Annotated in this window: 20 protein-coding genes and 1 pseudogene; 14 read left to right on the top strand and 7 right to left on the bottom strand. The window is 38.1% G+C overall.

What is annotated here, in order from left to right; all coding sequences use genetic code 11:
• Nucleotides 1–3: 3 nt before the first annotated feature.
• The 6 genes and pseudogenes from pgaC to AVJ19_RS03040 all read left to right on the top strand — a co-directional run bounded on the left by pgaC (nt 4) and on the right by AVJ19_RS03040 (nt 5,340).
• Nucleotides 4–1,265, top strand: a pseudogene (pgaC, locus tag AVJ19_RS03065) (poly-beta-1,6-N-acetyl-D-glucosamine synthase).
• Between the two features lie 24 nt (nt 1,266–1,289).
• On the top strand, nt 1,290–1,700 hold the full coding sequence (pgaD, locus tag AVJ19_RS03060; RefSeq protein ID WP_111858369.1) for a poly-beta-1,6-N-acetyl-D-glucosamine biosynthesis protein PgaD: 411 nt from the start codon (nt 1,290–1,292) through the stop codon (nt 1,698–1,700).
• A 96-nt stretch (nt 1,701–1,796) separates the two neighbouring features.
• Nucleotides 1,797–2,921, top strand: a complete 1,125-nt coding sequence (locus tag AVJ19_RS03055; RefSeq protein ID WP_111858342.1) for an acyltransferase family protein — start codon at nt 1,797–1,799, stop codon at nt 2,919–2,921.
• 131 nt (nt 2,922–3,052) lie between these two features.
• On the top strand, nt 3,053–3,964 hold the full coding sequence (locus tag AVJ19_RS03050) for an HARLDQ motif MBL-fold protein (protein ID WP_111858368.1): 912 nt from the start codon (nt 3,053–3,055) through the stop codon (nt 3,962–3,964).
• A 219-nt stretch (nt 3,965–4,183) separates the two neighbouring features.
• Entirely contained in the window at nt 4,184–4,819 is a 636-nt protein-coding gene (locus AVJ19_RS03045; RefSeq protein ID WP_111858341.1) for a hypothetical protein, read from the top strand.
• 68 nt (nt 4,820–4,887) lie between these two features.
• Nucleotides 4,888–5,340 (top strand): hypothetical protein, encoded by a 453-nt coding sequence (locus AVJ19_RS03040; RefSeq protein WP_111858340.1) that lies wholly within the window; start codon nt 4,888–4,890, stop codon nt 5,338–5,340.
• A gap of 69 nt (nt 5,341–5,409) precedes the next feature.
• Here AVJ19_RS03040 and AVJ19_RS03035 read toward each other — a convergent pair whose 3' ends face one another.
• From AVJ19_RS03035 to AVJ19_RS03025, 3 genes are all read right to left on the bottom strand, one after another.
• Complete coding sequence (locus AVJ19_RS03035) at nt 5,410–5,973, bottom strand: TetR/AcrR family transcriptional regulator (protein ID WP_111858339.1); 564 nt, start codon at nt 5,971–5,973, stop codon at nt 5,410–5,412.
• 27 nt (nt 5,974–6,000) lie between these two features.
• Nucleotides 6,001–6,894, bottom strand: coding sequence for an alpha/beta fold hydrolase (locus tag AVJ19_RS03030; protein ID WP_111858338.1), 894 nt, complete (start codon nt 6,892–6,894; stop codon nt 6,001–6,003).
• A 199-nt stretch (nt 6,895–7,093) separates the two neighbouring features.
• Entirely contained in the window at nt 7,094–7,879 is a 786-nt protein-coding gene (locus tag AVJ19_RS03025; protein ID WP_111858337.1) for a crotonase/enoyl-CoA hydratase family protein, read from the bottom strand.
• Between the two features lie 294 nt (nt 7,880–8,173).
• Here AVJ19_RS03025 and pnuC point away from each other — a divergent pair, with 294 nt between their 5' ends.
• The 3 genes from pnuC to AVJ19_RS03010 all read left to right on the top strand — a co-directional run bounded on the left by pnuC (nt 8,174) and on the right by AVJ19_RS03010 (nt 10,488).
• A complete protein-coding gene (gene pnuC / locus AVJ19_RS03020) occupies nt 8,174–8,746 on the top strand; it encodes a nicotinamide riboside transporter PnuC (protein ID WP_111858336.1) in 573 nt (190 codons plus the stop codon).
• Nucleotides 8,747–8,758: 12 nt separating this feature from the next.
• A complete protein-coding gene (locus tag AVJ19_RS03015) occupies nt 8,759–9,037 on the top strand; it encodes a hypothetical protein (RefSeq protein ID WP_111858335.1) in 279 nt (92 codons plus the stop codon).
• Nucleotides 9,038–9,312: 275 nt separating this feature from the next.
• Entirely contained in the window at nt 9,313–10,488 is a 1,176-nt protein-coding gene (locus AVJ19_RS03010) for a GGDEF domain-containing protein (protein WP_111858334.1), read from the top strand.
• A gap of 26 nt (nt 10,489–10,514) precedes the next feature.
• Here the strand turns inward: AVJ19_RS03010 and AVJ19_RS03005 are convergent, their stop codons facing one another.
• Nucleotides 10,515–10,718: an amino acid transport protein gene (locus AVJ19_RS03005; RefSeq protein ID WP_111858333.1), complete on the bottom strand. Its 204-nt coding sequence runs from the start codon at nt 10,716–10,718 to the stop codon at nt 10,515–10,517.
• A gap of 127 nt (nt 10,719–10,845) precedes the next feature.
• Between AVJ19_RS03005 and def the strand changes: the two genes are divergently transcribed.
• From def to AVJ19_RS02985, 4 genes are all read left to right on the top strand, one after another.
• Nucleotides 10,846–11,325 carry a peptide deformylase gene (gene def, locus AVJ19_RS03000; RefSeq protein ID WP_111858332.1) on the top strand — a complete coding sequence of 160 codons (480 nt, stop codon included), beginning with the start codon at nt 10,846–10,848 and terminating at the stop codon, nt 11,323–11,325.
• A 116-nt stretch (nt 11,326–11,441) separates the two neighbouring features.
• Nucleotides 11,442–11,735 carry a cold-shock protein gene (locus AVJ19_RS02995; RefSeq protein ID WP_111858331.1) on the top strand — a complete coding sequence of 98 codons (294 nt, stop codon included), beginning with the start codon at nt 11,442–11,444 and terminating at the stop codon, nt 11,733–11,735.
• A 333-nt stretch (nt 11,736–12,068) separates the two neighbouring features.
• Entirely contained in the window at nt 12,069–14,183 is a 2,115-nt protein-coding gene (locus AVJ19_RS02990; RefSeq protein WP_111858330.1) for a 3'-5' exonuclease, read from the top strand.
• A gap of 187 nt (nt 14,184–14,370) precedes the next feature.
• Complete coding sequence (locus AVJ19_RS02985) at nt 14,371–14,751, top strand: endonuclease domain-containing protein (protein ID WP_111858329.1); 381 nt, start codon at nt 14,371–14,373, stop codon at nt 14,749–14,751.
• A 102-nt stretch (nt 14,752–14,853) separates the two neighbouring features.
• Here AVJ19_RS02985 and AVJ19_RS22430 read toward each other — a convergent pair whose 3' ends face one another.
• The 3 genes from AVJ19_RS22430 to metH all read right to left on the bottom strand — a co-directional run bounded on the left by AVJ19_RS22430 (nt 14,854) and on the right by metH (nt 19,805).
• Nucleotides 14,854–15,399, bottom strand: coding sequence for a hypothetical protein (locus AVJ19_RS22430; RefSeq protein WP_228203271.1), 546 nt, complete (start codon nt 15,397–15,399; stop codon nt 14,854–14,856).
• The gene (locus tag AVJ19_RS22425; RefSeq protein ID WP_228203270.1) at nt 15,365–15,859 is read right to left on the bottom strand and encodes a DUF2971 domain-containing protein; all 495 of its coding nucleotides are present in this window, start codon (nt 15,857–15,859) and stop codon (nt 15,365–15,367) included. Before AVJ19_RS22425 ends, AVJ19_RS22430 begins: the two co-directional genes overlap by 35 nt.
• 256 nt (nt 15,860–16,115) lie before the next feature.
• Entirely contained in the window at nt 16,116–19,805 is a 3,690-nt protein-coding gene (gene metH, locus AVJ19_RS02975) for a methionine synthase (protein WP_111858328.1), read from the bottom strand.
• A 448-nt stretch (nt 19,806–20,253) separates the two neighbouring features.
• On the opposite strand from metH, the gene AVJ19_RS02970 reads away from it, so the two are divergent.
• Nucleotides 20,254–21,876: an inorganic phosphate transporter gene (locus AVJ19_RS02970; protein ID WP_111858327.1), complete on the top strand. Its 1,623-nt coding sequence runs from the start codon at nt 20,254–20,256 to the stop codon at nt 21,874–21,876.
• Nucleotides 21,877–21,906 lie beyond the last annotated feature (30 nt).

Below are 21,906 nucleotides of genomic sequence, written 5' to 3'. Positions count from 1 at the left end.
TATATGAATTTTTTACAGCATTTTTGGCATATGGCATTGGATTTTGTGTTTTTTTATCCTTTATTCATGTCATATCTATGGATGATTGGTGCGGTGATTTTTTATCAAAAAGAAAAGAAAGAACCTGCTTATGATCATCCTAATCCCTTGCCTACATACCCTAAAGTGGCCGTGCTTGTGCCTTGTTTTAATGAGGGGGACAATGCGGAAGAAACTTTAAGTCATGCGCTTCAGTTAAATTATCCACACTTTGAAGTGATTGCCATTAATGATGGAAGCTCAGACAATACTGCGCAAGTTTTAGATGCATTGGCAGTCAAGTATGAAAAGTTACGTGTTGTGCATTTGGCGAAAAATCAAGGCAAGGCAATGGCATTGCAAGCGGGGAGTTTACTGACTGATGCAGAATATTTGATTGGAATTGATGGTGATGCATTGCTTGATCCACATGCGGCGATGTGATGATTCGTCATTTCCTTGCAGACAATTCAGTTGCTGCGGTGACAGGAAATCCACGGATTCGTACCCGTTCGACATTGCTGGGTCGTATTCAAGTTGGGGAGTTTTCTTCGATTGTTGGATTAATTAAACGGGCACAGCGTAGTTTTGGACGTTTATTTACTGTTTCAGGTGTGATTACGGCATTTCGTAAAAGCGCAGTGCATGATGTAGGCTATTGGTCACCCAATGCTTTGACTGAAGATATTGATATTACATGGAAATTACAACGCGCAGGTTGGAATATTCACTTTGAGCCGAATGCTTTGGTGTGGATTTTGATGCCTGAAACCCTAACAGGATTATGGAAGCAACGCTTGCGTTGGGCGATGGGGGGTGCGCAAGTATTGATTAAAAATATTGATGTTGTTTTTAAGCCAAAATTAAATTATCTTTGGCCGCTGATATTGGAACTGGTATTGACCTTGGTGTGGTCATATCTCATGCTTGCTGTAGCTGTGATTTGGTTATTGCATTTTATTTTCCCAATTACGGGGTTGAGCCAAACCGCAAGCTCGCCATTTTTACCTTATGGTAGTGGAATTCTTTTAGGTTTGAGCTGTTTACTTCAGTTTGCTTTAAGCAAATGGATGGATAGTAGATATGAGCCAAATCTTTTAAAGAATTATTACTGGATGATTTGGTATCCCTTTGTTTTTTGGTTAATTACACTAACAGCAAGTATTGTCGCATTTCCAAAAGTTTTACTGAGAGGTAGTGGTAAGCGTGCACGTTGGGTGAGCCCTGATCGGGGCATGCGTTCTTAATGGTCTTGGTCGAGTATGGGTAAAATGAAATCAAATCTGATTATTGACTTACGTCAACAGTTGCCTTGGCATAAACGCTATTTGTCTAATACTTCAACAGCAATGCTTTGGGCGGTGTGGCTGCTGTTGTGGCGTCCATTATTGTTACTGTTGGGTGTAATTGGCATCCAAAAGCCACATATTGTGAACAATATCATGTCTGCTTTTACATTAATATTACAACATGGTTTGATCGCCTTGATGGTTTGTGCATTGAGTTTATTACTTTGGAATCGCTTTATTCCTGCAAAAACACCGCAGCAAGCACAACAAAAATTATTGACAGATTATGCTGATCATTTTGCACTAAATGCACAAGAAATTGAGTCAGGTCGGCAACAAAAAGTGAGTACCGTTGTACATGATGAAAATGGGAAAATTATTTCTATTCAATAAGCTCATCAAAAAATGAATCCCACATTCGGTGGGATTTTTTATGAGGCGGTGAGGATGCTGCGCAATGGATGAAAAGGTAATGATGGGTATGATCACGTGCAAAAAATAAATTCGGCTGAAAGCATTCGTGGTTTGGCATGTTTGGCTGTGGTTTTTTCACATTTAAGTTTGAGTTTTATTCCATATTTACATCGTTTTGATGCTAATGATATTGCCAATAATCAACTCATTTATGCCATCCACCATTCACCTTTTGCTTTTTGGTATTCAGGTACAGCTGCTGTATTTATCTTTTTTGTATTAAGTGGTTATGTGTTGAGTTATGCACTATGTAAATCACCAGAATTGATTTCATCCAAACTTAAAAATATGTGGATCAAGCGCTATCCACGTTTAATGATCCCTGCGTTGATTTCCTGTGTGATTATTTGGGTCGTGTTTAATACGATTAAAATTGATAGTAGTCATGTTGGTGGTTGGTTACAGACTTATGTTACACAAAATTTTTTATTTAAAACAGCTATTTATGAAGGAGCTATAGGTTCATTTCTATTTGCAGAAAGTAGTATCAACTGGGTGTTGTGGACGATGACAATTGAGCTATTTGGCTCATTTGCTTTGTTTATTTTAATTTACCTTAAGCAATTACATACGTTACTGTTTCTCATTGCTTCCGTACTCATTGCAGCTTTTGCGTATTGGTGGCGGGGTGAAGGCTTTTGTATGGGAATTTCCAGTTTTATCATTGGTATGTATTTTTATTTCTATGGTCGTCAAATTCCGATCCTTATTGCCAGTATTGTATTGATTTTAGGACTGTATTTGGCTGGTGCGCACAACAGTAGCGCATCTTACGCATGGATCTATGCTCAAATTGGCGAAAGAACCTATGAATATGGTAATTTTTTTGCAGGAATATTGATTGTTTATAGCATTTTAATGAGCCCTAAATTATCGAAAGCCTTAGAGCTGCCTGTATTGGTATGGCTTGGTAAAATATCATTTTCTGTATATTTACTCCATTTGGTTCTGATGTATTTGGTCTGTATTCCACTGTTCAATCTCTTTTTAAATTGGCAATGGGGTTATTTAAGCGCCGTAATGTGTGCATCATTGCTGTATATCGCAGTGACTTTATGGATTGCTGAGTTCTATAGCCGCTATGTTGACCAATTGGCAATGCGGAGTAGCCAAAAACTTGCTCAATTGATTTTAAAATAAAAAGATAACAAGGCATAAATTATTTTTATTTACAAATTCTAGATTTTTTGCTGATTTAATCGACTATTTTTTATTGAAAAATATCGTAAATTGAGAAAATATACAGCTCTTTTTTGTCATGGATGGCTGTGATGCAATTCTTTAAATTTGCTGTATGTGGTTTGATATTGGGTGTAGGAACTTTGGCGCAAGCAGCGCTTGATCCTCAGCAAGCTTTAACACAAGCACCGCCTTTAACATTATTTGAGAAATGGAATGCACCTATTGCACCATTTAAAATATTTAAGCATGTTTATTATGTTGGCACTGATAATCTGTCTTCAGTATTGATTGATACAGGGGCGGGCTTAGTGCTCATCGACAGCGGAATAGCCCAATCTGCACCACAAATTAAAGCCAATATTGAACGTTTTGGCTTTAAGATGACTGAGATTAAATACTTATTGAATAGTCATGCTCGTTTAGACCAAGCAGGTGGGTTTGCGCAGTTAAAGCAATGGAGTGGCGCAAAATTAGTTGCCAGTGCTGCGAATGCCGAAATGTTGGAAAATGGTGCTGCCACAGATTTTGCTTTAGGTGATCAATTACCTTTTCCTCCTGTGAAAGTCGATGTCATTATCAAAGATGGTGAGCAAATTAAATTGGGTCGTCAGACATTTACTGCACATGCAACTCCAGGGCATTTACCAGGTGCAACATCTTGGACAACCGACATTCGCCATCATTTTAAAAATTATAGACTGATCTATGCGGATAGTTTATTTACAGGTGGTTACTATTTGTTAAATAACAAAAATTATCCCAATATCGTGGCAGATATACAGCAAACCTTTAAAAGTTTAGATGCAATTCAGGCTGATATTTTCCTTGCAAATAAAGCAGATCGTTTTGAGATGAAAGCAAAATTAGCAAAGTTACAAGCAGGTGATACCTATGCTTTTATTGATCGAGATGGCTTGCAGCATTATGTAGCAAAAGGCAAAGCTGATTTTGAACAGCAGTTACAAGATCAACTTAAAGAGCATCCACAAGCCCAGCCATAATGGATGATTAACATAGAATGGAAAGATCTCTAATAAATGATCTTTCTGTTTTATTTGTAAAAATAATGACTTGATCGACATTTACAGAAATGTACAAGGAATACTCTACATGAGATTTGATATTGATATCCGCAAAGGGGAGAGATGAAGATATTTTATAATTGATTAAATGAGATTATGATTAAATTCAATAGCTGAAAAAGTGAGCATAATTTGAGAATGCAAAAATATATCCTCAGTTGTATATTGTTGATGTGCAACTCTGTACAGGCAAATTCAAATCATGTATTTGCTGCGTTACCATCAAGTGTTCAACTTAGTTCTGAGTGTACACAGGATGATCCAGATGTATTTGAGCCTAAAACATATCGCTTAAATGTTGGAAAAGTCACATTAACAACCTATTCTTGCCGTACAGAAAAAACTGATCATTCAAAATATTATTCGAGTTATGGGCTAAAACTTAGTTCAGGAAAACAGCTGTTTTTGAATGATCAAGCAGCAGATGCAATTGGTTATGTTGGGGGATCAGTAGCGCAGGTTGATGCTTCGACAGTGGTCTTTGACAATATGTATGAACGAGGTGGTGATCTGGTTTTGGTTTGGTTTGTAGATGAGCAGCATGTATATTCCGCTAAGATTCCTTATATGGCATCGGATGAGGGCAGTGTCACTGTGACAGCTCGAGGTCAAAATATTATTTTACAAAAGAAAATATATCTAGGTGATGACCAAAAAGGTCAGGCTCAACATAAAAATGTTGGACAAGCTCTTGTAGTTAAAAAAGAAAAAAATAAAGGGCTTATTTACCAATCAGGCAATGTAAAAAACTTTCAGCAGGATGCATTCAAATAGAATGATAAATAGGTGTGCATGTGCTTTATATTGAAAGACGATAAAAATAAATTTAGAGGCGCTTAAAAATGAAATTGCTGTTGCTTTTGATCATCGCTAGCGTTGTGATCTTTTTGCTGTATCGAATGATTGCTAAACAGCAGATTTCCAAGCTTAAACCCTCCACATTTAAACCTTTTAAAGATCCTATACAGCCTAAAATCGTTGAAAGTAAAATAGAGCCCATAGCATATAGTGATGAAGAACAATTATTGTTTGATGATATTGCAAAAATGTTTTTTGAGCAGCGTTTACAATCACAATACATTGATCAAGCAGAGCAGATTCAGCAGCAATTTTTAAATAAAATGCCTGCAAAAACTAACAGTCAAATCGGTGAATTTGATTTAGGTGAATGGTGTATTTACTGGAATTATCATCAACAATCTTTAGAGTATTATGTTGGAAAATATGGGATTTTTTATACCCATGTTGATCGTTTCGGAGTCGAGCATCAGGATGAAGTTAAGATCGAAGTCTAATCCTGTCATGGTTTGAGTAGCATACTTTTTAGAACACCACCTATAATCTATTCAGTTTGCCTCACCATTTTAAATGGATTTCAGTAGCTTTAAAATTCGTTGTTCAACCTGTTCCAAATAAAAAGCATCATCATATAAACGGGTCATCAAAATTGCCCCTTCATAGTCTGCAATGCTGATTTTCGCCAAATTTTGTGCTTGCTCCGAGTCATGTTGATACTGAAATAACTGAGCAAAAGCGGCTTGCCAATCCTGAAAAATAGCTCGAATTTTTTCGACCACTTCATTTGAAATATCATGTGATTCGACTGAAATAATGCCGATCAAACAGCCTGTCACTTCATAGCTGAAAAATTGTACTGCATGTTGGTGTATGTGTTGAAAAATAGCTGTGGGCTGTTGATCGCTCGCTGTCACTACGGCAAACAGATGTTGATTGAGGTAGAGGTGGGTGTGTTCAAGAACATGCATGAGCAAGGCGTGTTTATTGGGAAAATGGTAATAAAATGCTGCCTTCGTCAGTCCACAGGCTTGTGCCAACATTTCCATGCTCGTACCTGCATAGCCATGGGTTTTAAATTGCAGGGCGCAAGTATTGAGCATGTGTTCAGTGGTCAGTTTCTGTGGGCGCATGGTGATCCATTGGTGAGGTGAAATGTATTAAGCGATATAATTCACTATAAAAGTCTCTAATATTTTATCCCAAATTGCTTCTGAACCCTTACGGAAATAGCCCATATGCCCAATCTGTTTTAAGCCAAACTGATCTGCTGAGATGTTGATGTAATGCATTTCAGCTTGCTGATAATGTTGCATAAATGCATAACGTGAACTTGGCAAAGCCCAATCATCATCAAGTGCTGCAACTGCATAAATTGGCGTTTGGACTTGTGCATACAGTGGTTTGAGTTCAGCTTGTTCAGGGTCATCGAAGAAATAAGTCGGATTCTTGCACCATTTACGCCATTGCTCATACACGCCTTTGGGAAGATCTGCACCCATATTGAACTTGCTCCATGGTAAATAACCTGTAACGGCAACCATGGGGGGAAAAACAATATTCCAAATCACTTGAACTTTCAGTTTTTCTTTGAATGGCATATAACCATGCCAACCTGCACCTGTACCAAAGCAATACATGGCGGTGACTTTATGATGATTTGGGGTTAAGCCAAGTGCTTGTCCACCATAAGAATGTCCGACAACAAATAAAGGTAATTCTTCATCTGAGAAATAGTCGATTGCACCTGCAAGGTCGAGTTTGCCCCAATCGAGATAGGACATTTTAAAACCTTTTAAGCTTTTTGGTGAGGATGCACCTACACCTCGATAATCAAATGTTAAAACCTGAAAGCCTTGCTGTGTCGCATATTCAGAAAAACGACGATAAAACGGCTGTGGCACACCTGTTGCACTCGATACAATAATTTTGGCTTGGATCGTTGTTGTAGGTGAGTACAGCATTCCGCCTAAAACATAGCCATCTAAAGCCTGAAATGTCATCTGTTCTGTGGTGAAATTTACTGTATTTGTATGTCGTTGTAGATTTTGCATCATCATTTCTCTACTTTGTATTTCTCTGAGTTGTCGCACTTTGAGCTGAACTGAGTAAAAAACTTATTTTTGATCATAATTTCACTATTCATCAGTGCGATCACGTCAAGCGATTAGATCTCACCAAACGTGATCATCGCAATGTTATTGGCATTGCTATAAAGTTGATTAATTTATGAAAAATTATGAAAAATAAAGCTTATTTCCCTTTAAATTGCGGTGCACGACGTTGCAACATTGCCATGACACCTTCTTGTGCATCTTCAGAGGCAAGTAATGGGGTCAGTAAATCTTGCAAATTGGCAAAGGCGGCTTCAGGACTTTGCAGAAATGCTTGATGTGCAGATTTCAGTGCAGCCTGCACAGCAAGTGGCGCAGCTTGTGCAATGCGTTCAGCCAATTCAATGGCACGAATCAATTGATTATTGCCTTCAACCACTTCTGTGACCAAATTCATTTCATACGCCGTTTGTGCATAGAACAAATCACCTGTCAGCACATATTTCATGGCTTTTGCCCAACCTGCTGCTTGCACAAAGCGTACTGTTGCTCCACCGAACGGTAAAATGCCACGTTGCACTTCAATTTGGGTAAATTGGGTATTTTCATGGGCAACCACGATGTCCGAGTTCAACATCAATTCAATGCCTGCGGTATAACAGTAGCCTTGAACCGCAGTGACCAATGGTTTTGTACGTTGGCGACCAACAGTTCCCCAAGGATTGACAATATCATCGTTGAAGTTAAATACACCATCGGCAAGTTTGGGCTGTAACTCAACCAAATCCAAGCCTGCGGTAAAATGATCACCATGCGCAAAAACCACAGCACAGCGCAGTTCAGGATTGCTTTCGTATTCGGTCAGTGCCAACGATAAATCTTCGATCATGTGACTGTCGAAAGCATTGCGCTTTTCAGCACGATCCAATCCGATTAAAAAAATATGACCACGGATTTCACGACTAACTTTTCCTTGTGTAGACATTGTTGTTCTCTCTTTAATTTTGATTGAGTTGAAAATCAGCTGTTATTTAAGTTTTTAAACGATCGTTAGAAAACTGTCAAATGCAAAGAAGTGACTGCTTCGTCTACAGTGATAGCATATTTTGTTGAAAATAGAATGGTGAGATGTGTTGCAACATGAAGTCGCAAAGGCAGGGGAGTGCTGAAAAGAGTTGGCTTTCGACTGTGCAAAAAATATAAACCAATCTGTGAATTTATCTTGCATTCACAGGGTATTTTTTCATAATAAGCACTTCCTCATCAGGGTAGCCCGCACATGTCGCCATTAGAAATATTTTCCGTGATCATCAGTGTCATCGGGGTGGCATTGACCATTAAGCGAAATATGTGGTGTTGGTTATTTAATATCGTTGCCTGTTTTTTATATGCTTATTTATTCTACGAATATAAATTGTATGGCGAAACCATTTTACAATTTTTCTTTGTGAGTATGCATTTTTATGGTTTTTATCATTGGCTCAAAGGTAAACAACAAGACCATGAGATTTGTATAGAACCTATTACAATACAGCTTGTGGTTGGGCAAATGATCTTGGCAGCCGTGGGTGGTTTTGTCTTTGGTTGGTCATTGCATACGTTCACAGATGCAGCTTTACCATGGTTGGATTCACAATTGGCAGCATTTAGCTTGTTGGCAACTTATTGGACAAGTCGTAAACATATTGCGACTTGGGTGCTGTGGGTTTTTGTCGATATTATTTATGTCGGTATGTTTCTTTATAAAGATTTATTTCTTACGGCAGCTTTGTATGCGGCATTGGTGGCATTGGCAGCCTTTGGTTGGTGGCAATGGACACAGGTTCGACATAAACAAGCTTTGAATGTCTAAGATGGTCGTAAAATGTTGATTGATTTGATTGCGATGCAAAAGCAAAAGTTTCAACAATTGGCTGAGAAAATCATCGCCAAACCTGAGCAATATCTAAATTTTGATTCGGTATCAGATTTTTATAAAGCAACGTGGTTGAATGAATTTCCAAATGGAACAACATGGACTGTCACAGGCTTGGACGATGGTGCAGATGAATTTGATATTTGTATTGAATATCGGGATGTTTATTTAATTATTGAATATACTTCACAGTTGAAAGTCTATATGGGGAAAATAGGTAAAAAGTAGATTGATTATGATCACAGGGTAAGATTTATATCGTATATTCAATCACAATATGATTGCTTAGTTTAATAATTGAATTTATGATTTCATTTGAAAAGTATGTATTTTTAGTGTGAAATATTTGAAATTATAGAATATTGATATGCATTTAAAATGATGAAAAATATTATCAATATATTTTGATATATTAGATTTTTATTTCTAATAATGTGATTTTTTGCATTTTATTAGGGGTTGATCAAAGAGTATCAGTAAATAAGTCAAAATGGCAGACTGAAATGAAAGTGTGGGGAAAATTCAGTGAGTTTATAGGTGGGGATATTATTCTAAATTGGAATATACTCACAAAATGTTGCTTAGTACTGATTTTAGGTGCTTTAAACTATCTTCTATGGATTTTATGGTATCTCTTTGTTTTTAATTTCCCTACGTTAAAATATTGGATGAATGTAGATTTATTTTCTTCACATCTTATCATTTCAATTATCATTTTCTTTTTATATTTATGCTTAGCATTTATTAGCTGGAAATTTAAAAATAATACATGGATCAAACATTATTTTCCCTATATTTGTATTTTTTATTTTGGTTCGACTTTGATTTATGGCGGATTTAATGTCGGAATTATTAGTCCTGCAACCATCGGCAGTTATGTCAGTCTGATTTCAGTAGGTGTAGTCTTATTCGACCGTAAAATCATTTATAGCACAGCTGTTCCCGTTACTATATTCATGCTGAGTTGTATAGTTCTCAGTAGTTTAGAACGCATACCTTATGCGCCATTATTTAGTCAGGAACTCAACAGTACGATATTATCGGAAAATCCATTTTGGGTATGCAGTATGCTCATTTTGTCATTTCCAATTCTCATATTTTCGATTGTACTGTTCGAGATTTTACTGACCCAGTGGCGTAATCGTGAGGCACACATTCAAACGATGAGTTTGCTTGATCCACTGACCAATATTTTTAACCGCCGTAGCCTTGCACAACGTTTAAGTACCATGCAGCTTGAACAAACATCTTATACTTTGGTTTTACTTGATTTAGATCATTTTAAAATGATCAATGATACTTATGGGCATGATGTTGGTGATTTGGTGCTGACCAAAGTGGCGAAATTGTTAGATTTACATTTAGCCGAAGATGATATGGCGGGGCGTTTTGGTGGCGAAGAGTTCTTGTTGATTTTGCAAAATAAAACCGAGGAGCATGTGATTGCGATTGCGGAGCAATGCCGAAAACTGATTGAGCGAGAACCAATCCTATTAGACTTACATCATAAACTACATGTGACCGCCAGTTTTGGTGTGGCAAGATCGGATATAAATAAAAGCAAAGAATTGGTACTACGCCAAGCAGATCAAGCTTTATATTTGGCAAAGCATAAAGGGCGAAATCAGGTACGATATTATACTGAAATGGAGCATCAAGAAGATGTCTTGCCACAATGATAGGCTTTTTAGCACAGCACTTATTTCTAAATTTTGACCCATTTGGGCACAGTCATTAATACAAGTCCTACACTGATCAATAACATGATATTGTCAATAAAATAGGGATACATCATCAATGCAATGCCAGATAGCAAAACTATGATGCGTTGTTGCTTTTTTCCATAAATAAAATAGCCTAAGCCAATTGAGCTAAATAAAACACCCAATAATAAAATGCTGACATTCATTTTTTCGCTATACTTTACTGAAAAAATCAGTATGGCGTGTCTAACTGAAGCTATACTTAAAATGATTTATTTTATTCATCATTTTGAACAGTATTGAATAGATAATTTTGATTACAAGAGAAAATGTATGGCTGTGATTTTACCTGTGGCTCAACGTGGAGAAGCGGTTTTAGCGATCACTGCTGCACCTGTGGCTGAAACTGAATTTGGCAGTGAATGGTTGCAACAATTGACTGCTGCACTGCATGCCACCATGTTAGAGAGAAATGGCGTGGGCATTGCAGCCCCGCAAGTGTATATTTCCAAAAGAGTGATCATCGTGGCATCACGCTCAAATCCTCGTTATCCTGATGCACCTGAGATGGATGCGGTTGTCATGGTTAATCCTGAGATTTTATCTTTTTCAGATACTACACTTTGGGGTGAAGAGGGTTGTTTGAGTGTGCCAAATGAACGTGGTGAAGTCGCACGTGCGGAATATATTCGGGTGCGTTATCAGACTTTGTCGGGTGAGGCGGTCGAAACTGCATTTTCAGGTTTTCCTGCACGGATTGTGCAACATGAGGTGGATCATTTAAATGGTGTGTTATTTGTGGATCGGCTTTAAAAATCGTATGTAGTTGTAAAATTCGCCTGATTTCAACGAGTATTTGTATTTATTTTCTCTGATCATTTTTGAAGATGGGTATAATGAGACAATTGTAAAATGTGATGAGCATATAAATGAAAACTGAATTTCAACAAGGCAAAATTAAGCAGTATCATGCTGATAGAGGTTTTGGTTTTATCGGTGGAGCAGAGGAAGATATTTTCTTTCATATCTCTGATTTTCCCCTTGCTGATGGTGAGCCGAAACGGAATGAACGTGTGAAATTTGTTGTTGTAGATAATGATGGTAAACCTCGTGCCATGAAAATTGAGCGCGTAGAAGATAATTCAGCAAAGGCGAAAAAGACCAAAGTCGTGAAGCATAATAATGCGATTACCAATACTTTGTTGTCTAATTTCAGAAAGTGATGTGTGATATACCACCCCCAATATTCCATTACGAATATTGGGGGAAAATGTATGTTTATATGTAGAATAATTATACAATTTCTTATAATCAATTTAAGTCATTTTTGTTGATACATCATAATTTATGAATAGGTATTAAAAAGGATGTAGTAACGTATTGATTAATCCTTTCTCTATGATATTGCACTAAAAGTTATGAATTTTATGCTATCAAATTTTAATTTATATTATTTGGTCTATATAAATTCATGAATTATTTGTTTAAATTTTGAAATGTATCGCATAAATGCATATAATTTAAAAATCAATTTTTAATCAAGAGCAAAGATTCACGTGGCTGAACTGATTCCTCCCAGTATACAACAACTAAAGTCTGCAACGAGTGGGGAACGTAAGGTTTATCAATTGCTTGAAACTATTTTTCAGCATGATGATGCTATCATTTGGCATGAGCCTAAAGCTTTAAACCGCTATACCGATTTTATTGTATGGTTGCCTGAGCATGGTTTGCTAGTGATTGAAGTCAAAGACTGGTCTAAAGAACGCTTTGAAACCTTAAATCCCGAAATTTTTACAGGGCGTTTTTATAATAAAAATAATGCAAAGCCAGTTCCTGTACAAAACCCCGAGCAACAGGTGCGTAAGTGCATGCTGAATATTCTGAATCAATTTAAAAAGACAGCGGTATTTTTACAGCAGAATGGAGCTTATCAGGGCAATGTCAAATTTCCGATCAGCAGTTGTGTCATTTATACCGAACTGAAAGAACAGGATGCCCATGAAATAGGCTTAAGCCTGCCTTCAATTACAACGGCACATAAAACCATTTATAAAGATGACTTACGTCTGGTTGCTGAAAATAAAACATTTAAAAATAAATTGATTGCAGCATTTAAAGAGGTCGCATTTCCTTTTGAAGCACTGACCTATGCAGAAGAAAAATTTCTACGTTATATGATTTTTCCCGAAATTAGAGTCAATGAATTTAAGCAGGATGAACTGTTTGTTGTCGAGCCTCAGGAGGTTAAAGCGCTTGATTTATCTCAGGAGTCGATTGCGAAAAATATTGGTGATGGACACCGTATTTTAAAAGGTGTGGCTGGCAGTGGCAAAACGCTGGTGTTGGCTTGCCGTGCTAAATATTTAAAAACGATTTATCCCGAATATAAAATTTTAGTGGTCTGTTATAACAATTCACTGTGTAATCATTTACGGCACATGTTTGGCGATGACTTTAATGAAAAACTGGAAGTCAGAAACTTTCATGGTTTGGTCAAGCAGATCACATCTGCAAACCTGTCCATGCTTAAAAATGAAAAGCAGACAGACTATAACAGCCGTGTTGGGCAGATCTTGCTGGATCATCTGGAACAGAGCGGTCTGGCTGAAACTGAAAAGTACGATGCTATTCTGATTGATGAAGGGCAGGATTTTGCTCAGGAATGGATTATTGGTTTATCTCAGTTGGTGAAGGCTGAAACTAATAATATTCTGTTCTGCTACGATCCTGCACAGAATATTTTTAACCGTAAAAAACCGAGCTGGCGTTCTGTAGGTTTACAGGTGCAGGGGAAAAAGCCCGTCGAACTGTATAAATGTTACCGCAATACCAAAGAGATTCTGGATATTGCTAAAGCATTTTTAAATCCTAAAACTATGGATAGTTTGCAGAACAGTGATGAATATGACCGTGTTTTAGATCCTGATACAGGCGAGTGTAAAACAGGGGAATATCCAAGTATTTATCATGAAAATGATGTGCGCCACCTGGCTGATCTGATTGCCCGAAAAATTCGTCAGTTACTTAAATCCGATACAGCACCGAAAGATATTGCCGTGTTACAGGCAAAGTCTGCTGAATACGATATTTTTGTGACGGAACTGAAGTCCAGACTCAGTACTTATATGTCTGATACTGAAGTTGAACTGGTTTTCAGCAGTGCTGAAAAGAAAGGGCTGGATCTGAACAAAAACTCAATCAAGATCATGAATGTTGAATCTTCTAAAGGACTGGAGTTTCCGCATGTATTTTTTGTGGGACTGGATTATATGCCCCGTATCGGTGAAAACCGTGATCAAGATTCTGAGCGGAAACTGGCTTATGTGGGCATGACACGTGCGCAGAATAAACTGTTTATTTTGGGTTGTGAAAATAAAGGCTTTCTTGCCGATATTAAAGAGATATATGAGCAAACGGCTGGTCAGGTTGAGGTTGTTGAAAGTTCGGTTGAGGTAAGCATCGAAAAAGCTGAAGAGCAGATTTCAGCATCAAATACAGAAACAGTGGATGATTCGATGATTGGGCAGAAATGGACTGAGGATGAGGAAGTCCGTTTGATTGATGCTTTTATGGATGAAAAGTTGTCGATTAAGGAAATTGCGAAACGGCATAATCGTAAAGAGGGTGGGATTCGGGCGAGGTTAAAGAAATTAAGGTTGGTGGATTAGTTTTTACCGACATTCCAATTTAAAAGAAATCAGGGCGAAGTTTGATTGAAAAGTGGCTTTTCTGATTAAAGGATGATAGTTTTTCTTGTTTTAGGTACACTTATTTGAAATCTGAACTCCTTTAAGAGCTCTCTTTATTAAAATTAAAGAGGGAGTTAGGGAGAAATTAGAATATTTGAGAATAATAATGAAACCTTACAATAAAAACTTGAAACAAGCGTCTCGTGATCTTCGTAATAATATGACGGATGTAGAAAAGCTGTTGTGGTCAAAGCTTAGGAATAAGCAGATTTTAGGTTTGCAATTCTATAGACAGAAACCGCTTTTAAATTACATCGTGGATTTTTATTGTCCATCTGCAAATTTAGTGATTGAGTGTGATGGTCGTCAGCATTATTCAGAGGATGGCTTAGAAGCTGATCGGATGAGGGATGAGGCTTTGGCTCAGTTAGGGTTGAAAGTATTGAGGTTTGATAATTTACAGATTTTGAATGAGGTTGATGGGGTGGTTGAAAAGGTTTTTGAGGTGGTTCAAATGCAGTTAGAATCCCCCTCTTGCGAAACGTAGTTTCTCACCTTTGATAAAGGGGGACTTCATGCGAATTTTATGATGGTATTGGATTCGTGGAGTTCCTCCCCTTTAAAAAGGGAGGTTAGGAGGGATTTATTATTACAAGTCTGTAATTTTTCCATATTCTTGATCTATTTTCTCTGTGGAGTAATGGACTGTATGGACAAATAAATCGTTTTCAGTAGTTTTATACTGTGCAAAAAAGATAGGATTGGTCAAAGTGCTTTTAGTATGGCTTAGGTCAATATAACTTACTTCATAACAATCAGGTTCTCTGCGAATAATTTCTGCTAACTTTTGTAAGTAAGGAGCAAAAGTTAGATACTCTGATTTTAGAGTTGATGGATCAACAGCCAAATGGGCAATATTAGATATTGAATATTTGTATCTTACATTTGTGGGAAATTTATCTTCTATAGGTTTAGCCTTAAATTGAAAAGAATTTGGTTTTAAGTACATTTGAAAATATTTGATATTACGTCCTTGCAATGTTTCCATGACTTGTTCAATTTCTTCATTCGGAGTTTTTAATCCAAAATAAATTGCTTCGACTGCTCTATAGTCATAAGAATTAATGCCTTGATTTTCTGTGATGATTCTTAATTCTTGCTCATATTCCCATCTCTGTGATTTGTATCCAAGCATTTTTTTTTACTAGATGGTCAGGATCATCTTGATCTAGAATTTGAGAAAAATCTAAATTTTGAACTTTATCTGAATATTGAATATCAAAAAATCGATGTTTAGGATTTTGTTTTGCTAAGAGCTGATCTAAATCATATTTGATACAAAAGCCTTTATGACTATTGGCATAGTGAGCCCATAAAAGTTCATCGTCATAACGTTTGCTTAAAGAGAAAATACCGAGTTTGGTATCTTTCATATTAATGATGTTTTGAAAACTTTGTTCAATTAAGGCTAAATTATCCGAATGTTGATAAAAAATCTTTTTTAAATTTTCTATTTGTTCTTGATAATCATCAATTAAAATGAGTCCTTCGCAAGGATCATTAAGTTGGCTTGTATTTGAAGCCCAAAACGTATCATTTTTTAAAGATTCTAAATCCCTTTCAAAAGCTCCGCCACGATATTTATATACAAACATAAGTCAGTGTTTTTCAATAGTTTGATTGATTTTTATATTGTTGTTTTAATAGAAAATTCAAGGTGTATTTTTATATCTATTTAATCCCTCCCAACCTCCCTTTTAAAAAGGGAGGAGTTGTCACGTAAGTCATTGGATACGCGAAAGTCCCTCTTTTTAAAAGAGGGATTTAGGGAGATTAAAAAATAAAAGCCCACAACTTGAGGGCTTTTTTACTCCCTCCTTTTTTAAAGGAGGGTTGGGGAGGATTTATAAATTACTGAACCGAATCATCCAAATTTGGCGCTAACCAACGCTTCGCCTCATCCATTGTCCAACCCTTACGCTTCGCATAATCCTCAAGCTGATCCTGAGCAATTTTACCCACGTTAAAGTATTGAGATTCAGGGTTCGCATAATAGAAACCGCTGACAGATGAAGGTGGCCACATCGCAAAACTCGTGGTCAATTGCGTACCAATCTTATCGGTAGAACCTAACCAGTCAAACAAAGACGCTTTTTCCGAATGTTCAGGACACGCAGGGTAGCCTGGTGCAGGACGAATCCCGACATATTTCTCTTTAATCAACTCTTCATTGCTTAAACTTTCAGAAGCTTGGTTGCCCCAGAACTCTTTACGGATACGCTCATGCAAATGCTCCGCAAATGCTTCAGCAAAACGGTCACCTAAAGATTGCGCAAGAATCGCAGAGTAGTCATCACCTTTGGCTTTATATTCATGCGCCATTTCTTCCGCACCAAAGATCGACACGGTGAAACCACCTAACCAGTCTTCCGCTTGATCTTTAGTCGCCACAAAGTCAGCCAATGACAAGTTTGGTTTACCAGTCACTTTGTCAGACTGCTGACGGATATGATGGAATGTATGTGTCACTGATTGACCATCTTCCGTATACACCTCAACAGAATCAGCCGCAGAACGGTTAGCAGGATAAATGCCAAATACAGCACGTGCATCAAAGCGTTTATTTTCAATAATATCTTTCAACATATCTTGCGCTTGATTATATAAATCAGTCGCAGCTTCACCCACCACGTCATCCGTCAGAATTTTCGGGAATTTACCTGCCAGACTCCACGAAATGAAGAATGGTGTCCAGTCAAAATATTCCACCAAAGTTTCTAGTGGATAATTGGTAATGGTTTGCGTACCAATGAAGTTTGGCTTCACAGGTTTATTCGCTGCAAAGTCAATTTTCAGACCATTTTCAATCGATTCTGCATAAGACAGTTTGGCAGCTTTTGGCTGTTTGTTGGCAATACGTTCACGGACTTTTTCATATTCCGCACGGGTTTCTTCAACAAACTTCAGCTTCATTTCTTTAGAAAGTAAAGTTGTTGCAACACCTACAGCACGTGATGCATCAGCTACATAAATCACCGCATCATTTGAATATTGCGGATCAATTTTTACAGCGGTATGCGCTTTAGACGTTGTCGCACCACCAATCAACAATGGCACATGGAAACCTTTACGTTGCATTTCTTTGGCAACAAAAACCATTTCATCCAACGACGGTGTAATCAAACCTGACAAACCGATAATATCGACATTTTCATCAATTGCAGTCTGTAAAATTTTCTCAGCAGGCACCATCACACCAAGGTCAATGATGTCATAACCATTACAGCCTAAAACCACGCCCACGATATTTTTACCAATATCATGTACGTCGCCTTTGACGGTTGCCATCAGGACTTTACCTTTAGACTGACCGCCAGACTTTTCAGCTTCAATAAATGGGTTCAGCCAAGCCACAGCTTGCTTCATTACACGGGCAGATTTCACCACTTGTGGGAGGAACATTTTACCTGAACCGAACAGGTCACCGACCACGTTCATACCGTCCATCAGTGGACCTTCGATCACATCGAGTGGACGAGCAGATTTTAAACGTGCTTCTTCAGTATCTTCATCAATAAAAGTGGTGATGCCTTTAACAAGAGCATGTTCAAGACGTTTTTCGACAGGAAGTCCACGCCATTCCAGATTTTCCACCTGTTTTTGCGCTGCACCCTGACCACGGTATTTTTCAGCGACTTCCAAAAGTTTTTCAGTTGCTTCTTGATGGCTTTCACCTTGATTCTGATTCAGAATCACATCTTCAACCGCAGCTTTTAACTCAGGGTCAATGTCATCGTAAATCGCCATCTGACCGGCATTTACAATCCCCATGGTCATGCCTTGTTTGATGGCGTGATAAAGGAATACAGAGTGAATCGCCTCACGCACAGGCTCATTGCCACGGAAGGAGAACGATACGTTTGATACACCACCTGAAATCATCGCATGTGGCAGATTCTGTTTAATCCAACCTGTCGCTTCAATAAAATCAACTGCATAGTTGTTATGTTCTTCAATCCCTGTTGCCACTGCAAACACGTTTGGATCGAAAATAATATCCTCAGCAGGGAAGCCAACATCATTTACCAACACATCATAAGAACGCTTACAGATTTCACGCTTACGTGCTGCGGTATCTGCTTGACCAGTTTCATCAAATGCCATGACGATGATCGCTGCGCCGTATTGGCGACATAAACGTGCTTTTTGTACAAACTCGTCATAACCTTCTTTAAGGGAAATCGAGTTCACTACAGGTTTACCCTGAACGCATTTTAAGCCTGCTTCAATGATTTCCCATTTTGATGAGTCAATCATGATTGGCACTTTAGAAATTTCAGGTTCAGACGCAACCAGATTGAGGAAATGCACCATCGCACCTTGCGAATCGAGCATCCCTTCATCCATGTTAATGTCGATCACCTGTGCGCCTGCAACCACTTGTTGCAATGCCACATCTAAAGCTTCAGCAAAATTTTCTTCACGGATTAAACGTAAGAATTTTTTAGAACCTGTGACGTTGGTACGTTCACCGACATTCACAAATAATGAATCAGCGGTAATGTTAAACGGTTCTAAACCACTTAAACGACATGCAGGCTTGGTTTCGGGAACTTGGCGAGGTTTGATGTCTTTGACTGCATTGTAAATGGCACGGATATGATCAGGTGTGGTACCACAACAGCCCCCTGTAATATTGATCAAACCGCTTTCCGCAAATTCTTTTAAGAATGCTGCTGTTTCTTCAGGGGTTTCATCATAACCACCAAAAGCATTCGGTAAGCCAGCATTTGGATGCGCTGAAACGAAGGTATCAGCAACATCGGAAATAGTTTTGACATGTGGACGCATAGCATCTGCACCAAGCGCACAGTTAAAACCAATCGACAATAAATCGCCATGACGGACTGAGTTCCAGAATGCTTCTGCAGTTTGACCAGTTAATGTACGACCTGAAGCATCGGTAATCGTGCCTGAAATCATCAGTGGCAATTCATAACCAAGCTGATTAAACACTTCTTTAACAGCAAAAATTGCTGCTTTACAGTTCAGGGTATCAAATACAGTTTCGATCAGGAGAATGTCTGCACCACCTTCAATCAGGGCATGCGCAGCTTCTATATAGTTTTCTTTGAGTTCATCAAAAGTAATGTTACGGAACGCAGGGTCATTTACATTAGGAGAAATCGAACAGGTACGTGATGTAGGACCAAGCACCCCTGCCACAAAACGTGGTTTGTCAGGGGTTGAATACTTTTCACACGCCGCTTTGGCAATGCGTGCTGCTTCAAAGTTGATCTCATGGACATATTCTTCCATGTGATAATCTGACATTGAAACTTTTGTACCATTGAAAGAGTTGGTTTCGATAATGTCAGCGCCCGCATCCAAGTACGCTTCATGAATACCCTGAATGATTTGCGGTTGAGTCAACACCAAAAGGTCATTATTGCCTTTAAGGTCAGATGCCCAGTCGGCAAAACGCTCACCACGATAGTCGGCTTCTTCTAGTTTATGACGCTGAATCATGGTACCCATTGCACCATCAATAATCAGAATCCGTTGAGCAAGTAGCTCTTTTAGGGTGGTAAGCGTGGACATAAATAACCCAATCCGATGGAATATAAAATCGGCATATATGTTAGCAGAATTCACATCAGTTTTATTGCTATTCATAGCACTTGATGGTGGAAAATATTTTTTGCTTTGGTCGGGAATGGTAGAAGACGTACTTTTGTTTGAATTTTCATCATAATGTCATAGCACTTCTATAAAATATTATACCCCTATAAAATAAGATGCACTTTTTTATTGCAAATATTACAAATATTTCAAATGGTGGAAATGTTTAAAGTGGTATAAATTGCAAGTTGAATAGGGGCTAATATTTTGATTTTTGATAATTAAATATCAGATGTGGATATTTTTAGGTAATTTTTATCCATGCAATTAAACAAAAATGTTGCTTTATATGACAGCTGTTTGTCATATAATTGTCATAATTTAATTGAACAATAAGCGCATTCTATCATCCGCTTAAAACGTCTGCATGAATTCTAATTTACCACCCGTTTCAGATTCATCACCATCGTCACATTCAAGTAAGTCGACGAATGTGCATGTTCCGACACCCAAGTTTTTTATGCCGGTGTTTTTAACGATTATTATTTCGACACTAATTTATATTGGTGTTCAGCTTTCTGCTGATTTAGCTCATGTTCCACCTTTGAGCTTATATTCAGTTGTCTTACTTGCGACAGCTTTATTTATTGCGTTGGGCTTTGAGTTTGTAAATGGTTTCCATGATACTGCCAATGCTGTAGCAACCGTAATTTATACCAATGCACTTCCTGCACCTGTAGCAGTGATGTGGGCTGGTTTCTGTAACTTCCTTGGGGTGATGGTTGCGAGTGGTGCTGTGGCATACGGCATTATTGCATTACTTCCAGTTGAACTGATCATGAATGTCGGCAGTGGCGCAGGCTTCGCTATGGTGTTTGCGATGTTGATCGCGGCTATTCTATGGAACTTAGGCACTTGGTTCTTAGGGATTCCAGCATCAAGCTCGCATACTTTGATCGGTTCGATCTTAGGTGTAGGCATTATGAACTACATTTTGCACTCAGCGAGTGGTGCAAGTGGTGTAGACATGGATCAAGTGATGAAAGTGGGTAAAGCTTTACTATTTTCCCCTTTGATTGGTTTTGCTTTTGCAGCAGTTGTATTCTTGTTGGTGAAAAAGATTTTCAAGAAACAAGTTGAGTTGTTTCAACCACCAGAAGGGAATAAGCCACCTCCACCATTGATTCGTGCAATTTTGATTTTTACCTGTACAGGTGTAAGTTTCGCGCATGGTTCAAACGATGGGCAAAAGGGCATGGGCTTGATCATGTTGATTTTGATCGGGATTGTACCATTGGCTTATTCACTGAATAAAAACCTAGATCAGCAACATTTACAGTCTTTCTCACAATTATCTGAGCAAACTGCAACTGCAATTTATACGCAACATGCAGAAATTTCAGATGAACAAGCGCGTAATACCATTACCAAATATATTCAAACTAAAGAACTTACACCAGAAGTTGTGCCAGCTCTGGCAAGTTTGACTGACCATTTGGGTGATCGTGTAGGTAAGTTTGGTGATTTAAAAGATATTCCTGAAACTGAAGTTTCATCATTACGTAATGATATGTATTTGAGTACAACAGCATTCAAACGCTTAGACAAAGCGAAGCAGTTGCCTGAAATGAGTGAAGCACAAGCGAAAACAGTCAAAGAATATCGTAGTCATTTAGACTCTTTCTTACAGTATATTCCTACTTGGGTTAAAGTTGCCGTGGCATTAGCACTTGGTCTTGGAACAATGGTGGGTTGGAAACGTATCGTTGTCACTGTGGGTGAACGTATTGGTAAGCATCATATGACCTATGGTCAAGGGATGTCTGCTGAGTTGGTTGCAATGACAACAATTGCAGCAGCAGATGGTTTTGGTATGCCTGTATCAACCACACATGTATTAAACTCTGCGGTTGCAGGTACCATGGTTGCCAATAAATCAGGATTGAATTTTGCGACAGTGAAAACGATTTTATCAGCATGGATTTTCACTTTGCCTGCAACAATCTGTTTATCAGGTGCACTGTACTGGTTGTTATTAAAAGTCTTCTAATCTTTGAATTTAAAATAAAAAACGCTGCGA

It is taken from the genome of Acinetobacter sp. CFCC 10889, assembly GCF_003268395.1.
Lineage (GTDB): Bacteria > Pseudomonadota > Gammaproteobacteria > Pseudomonadales > Moraxellaceae > Acinetobacter.
The sequence above is the reverse complement of the archived record's forward strand: the minus strand, read 5'-3'. Positions and strand labels throughout refer to the sequence as shown.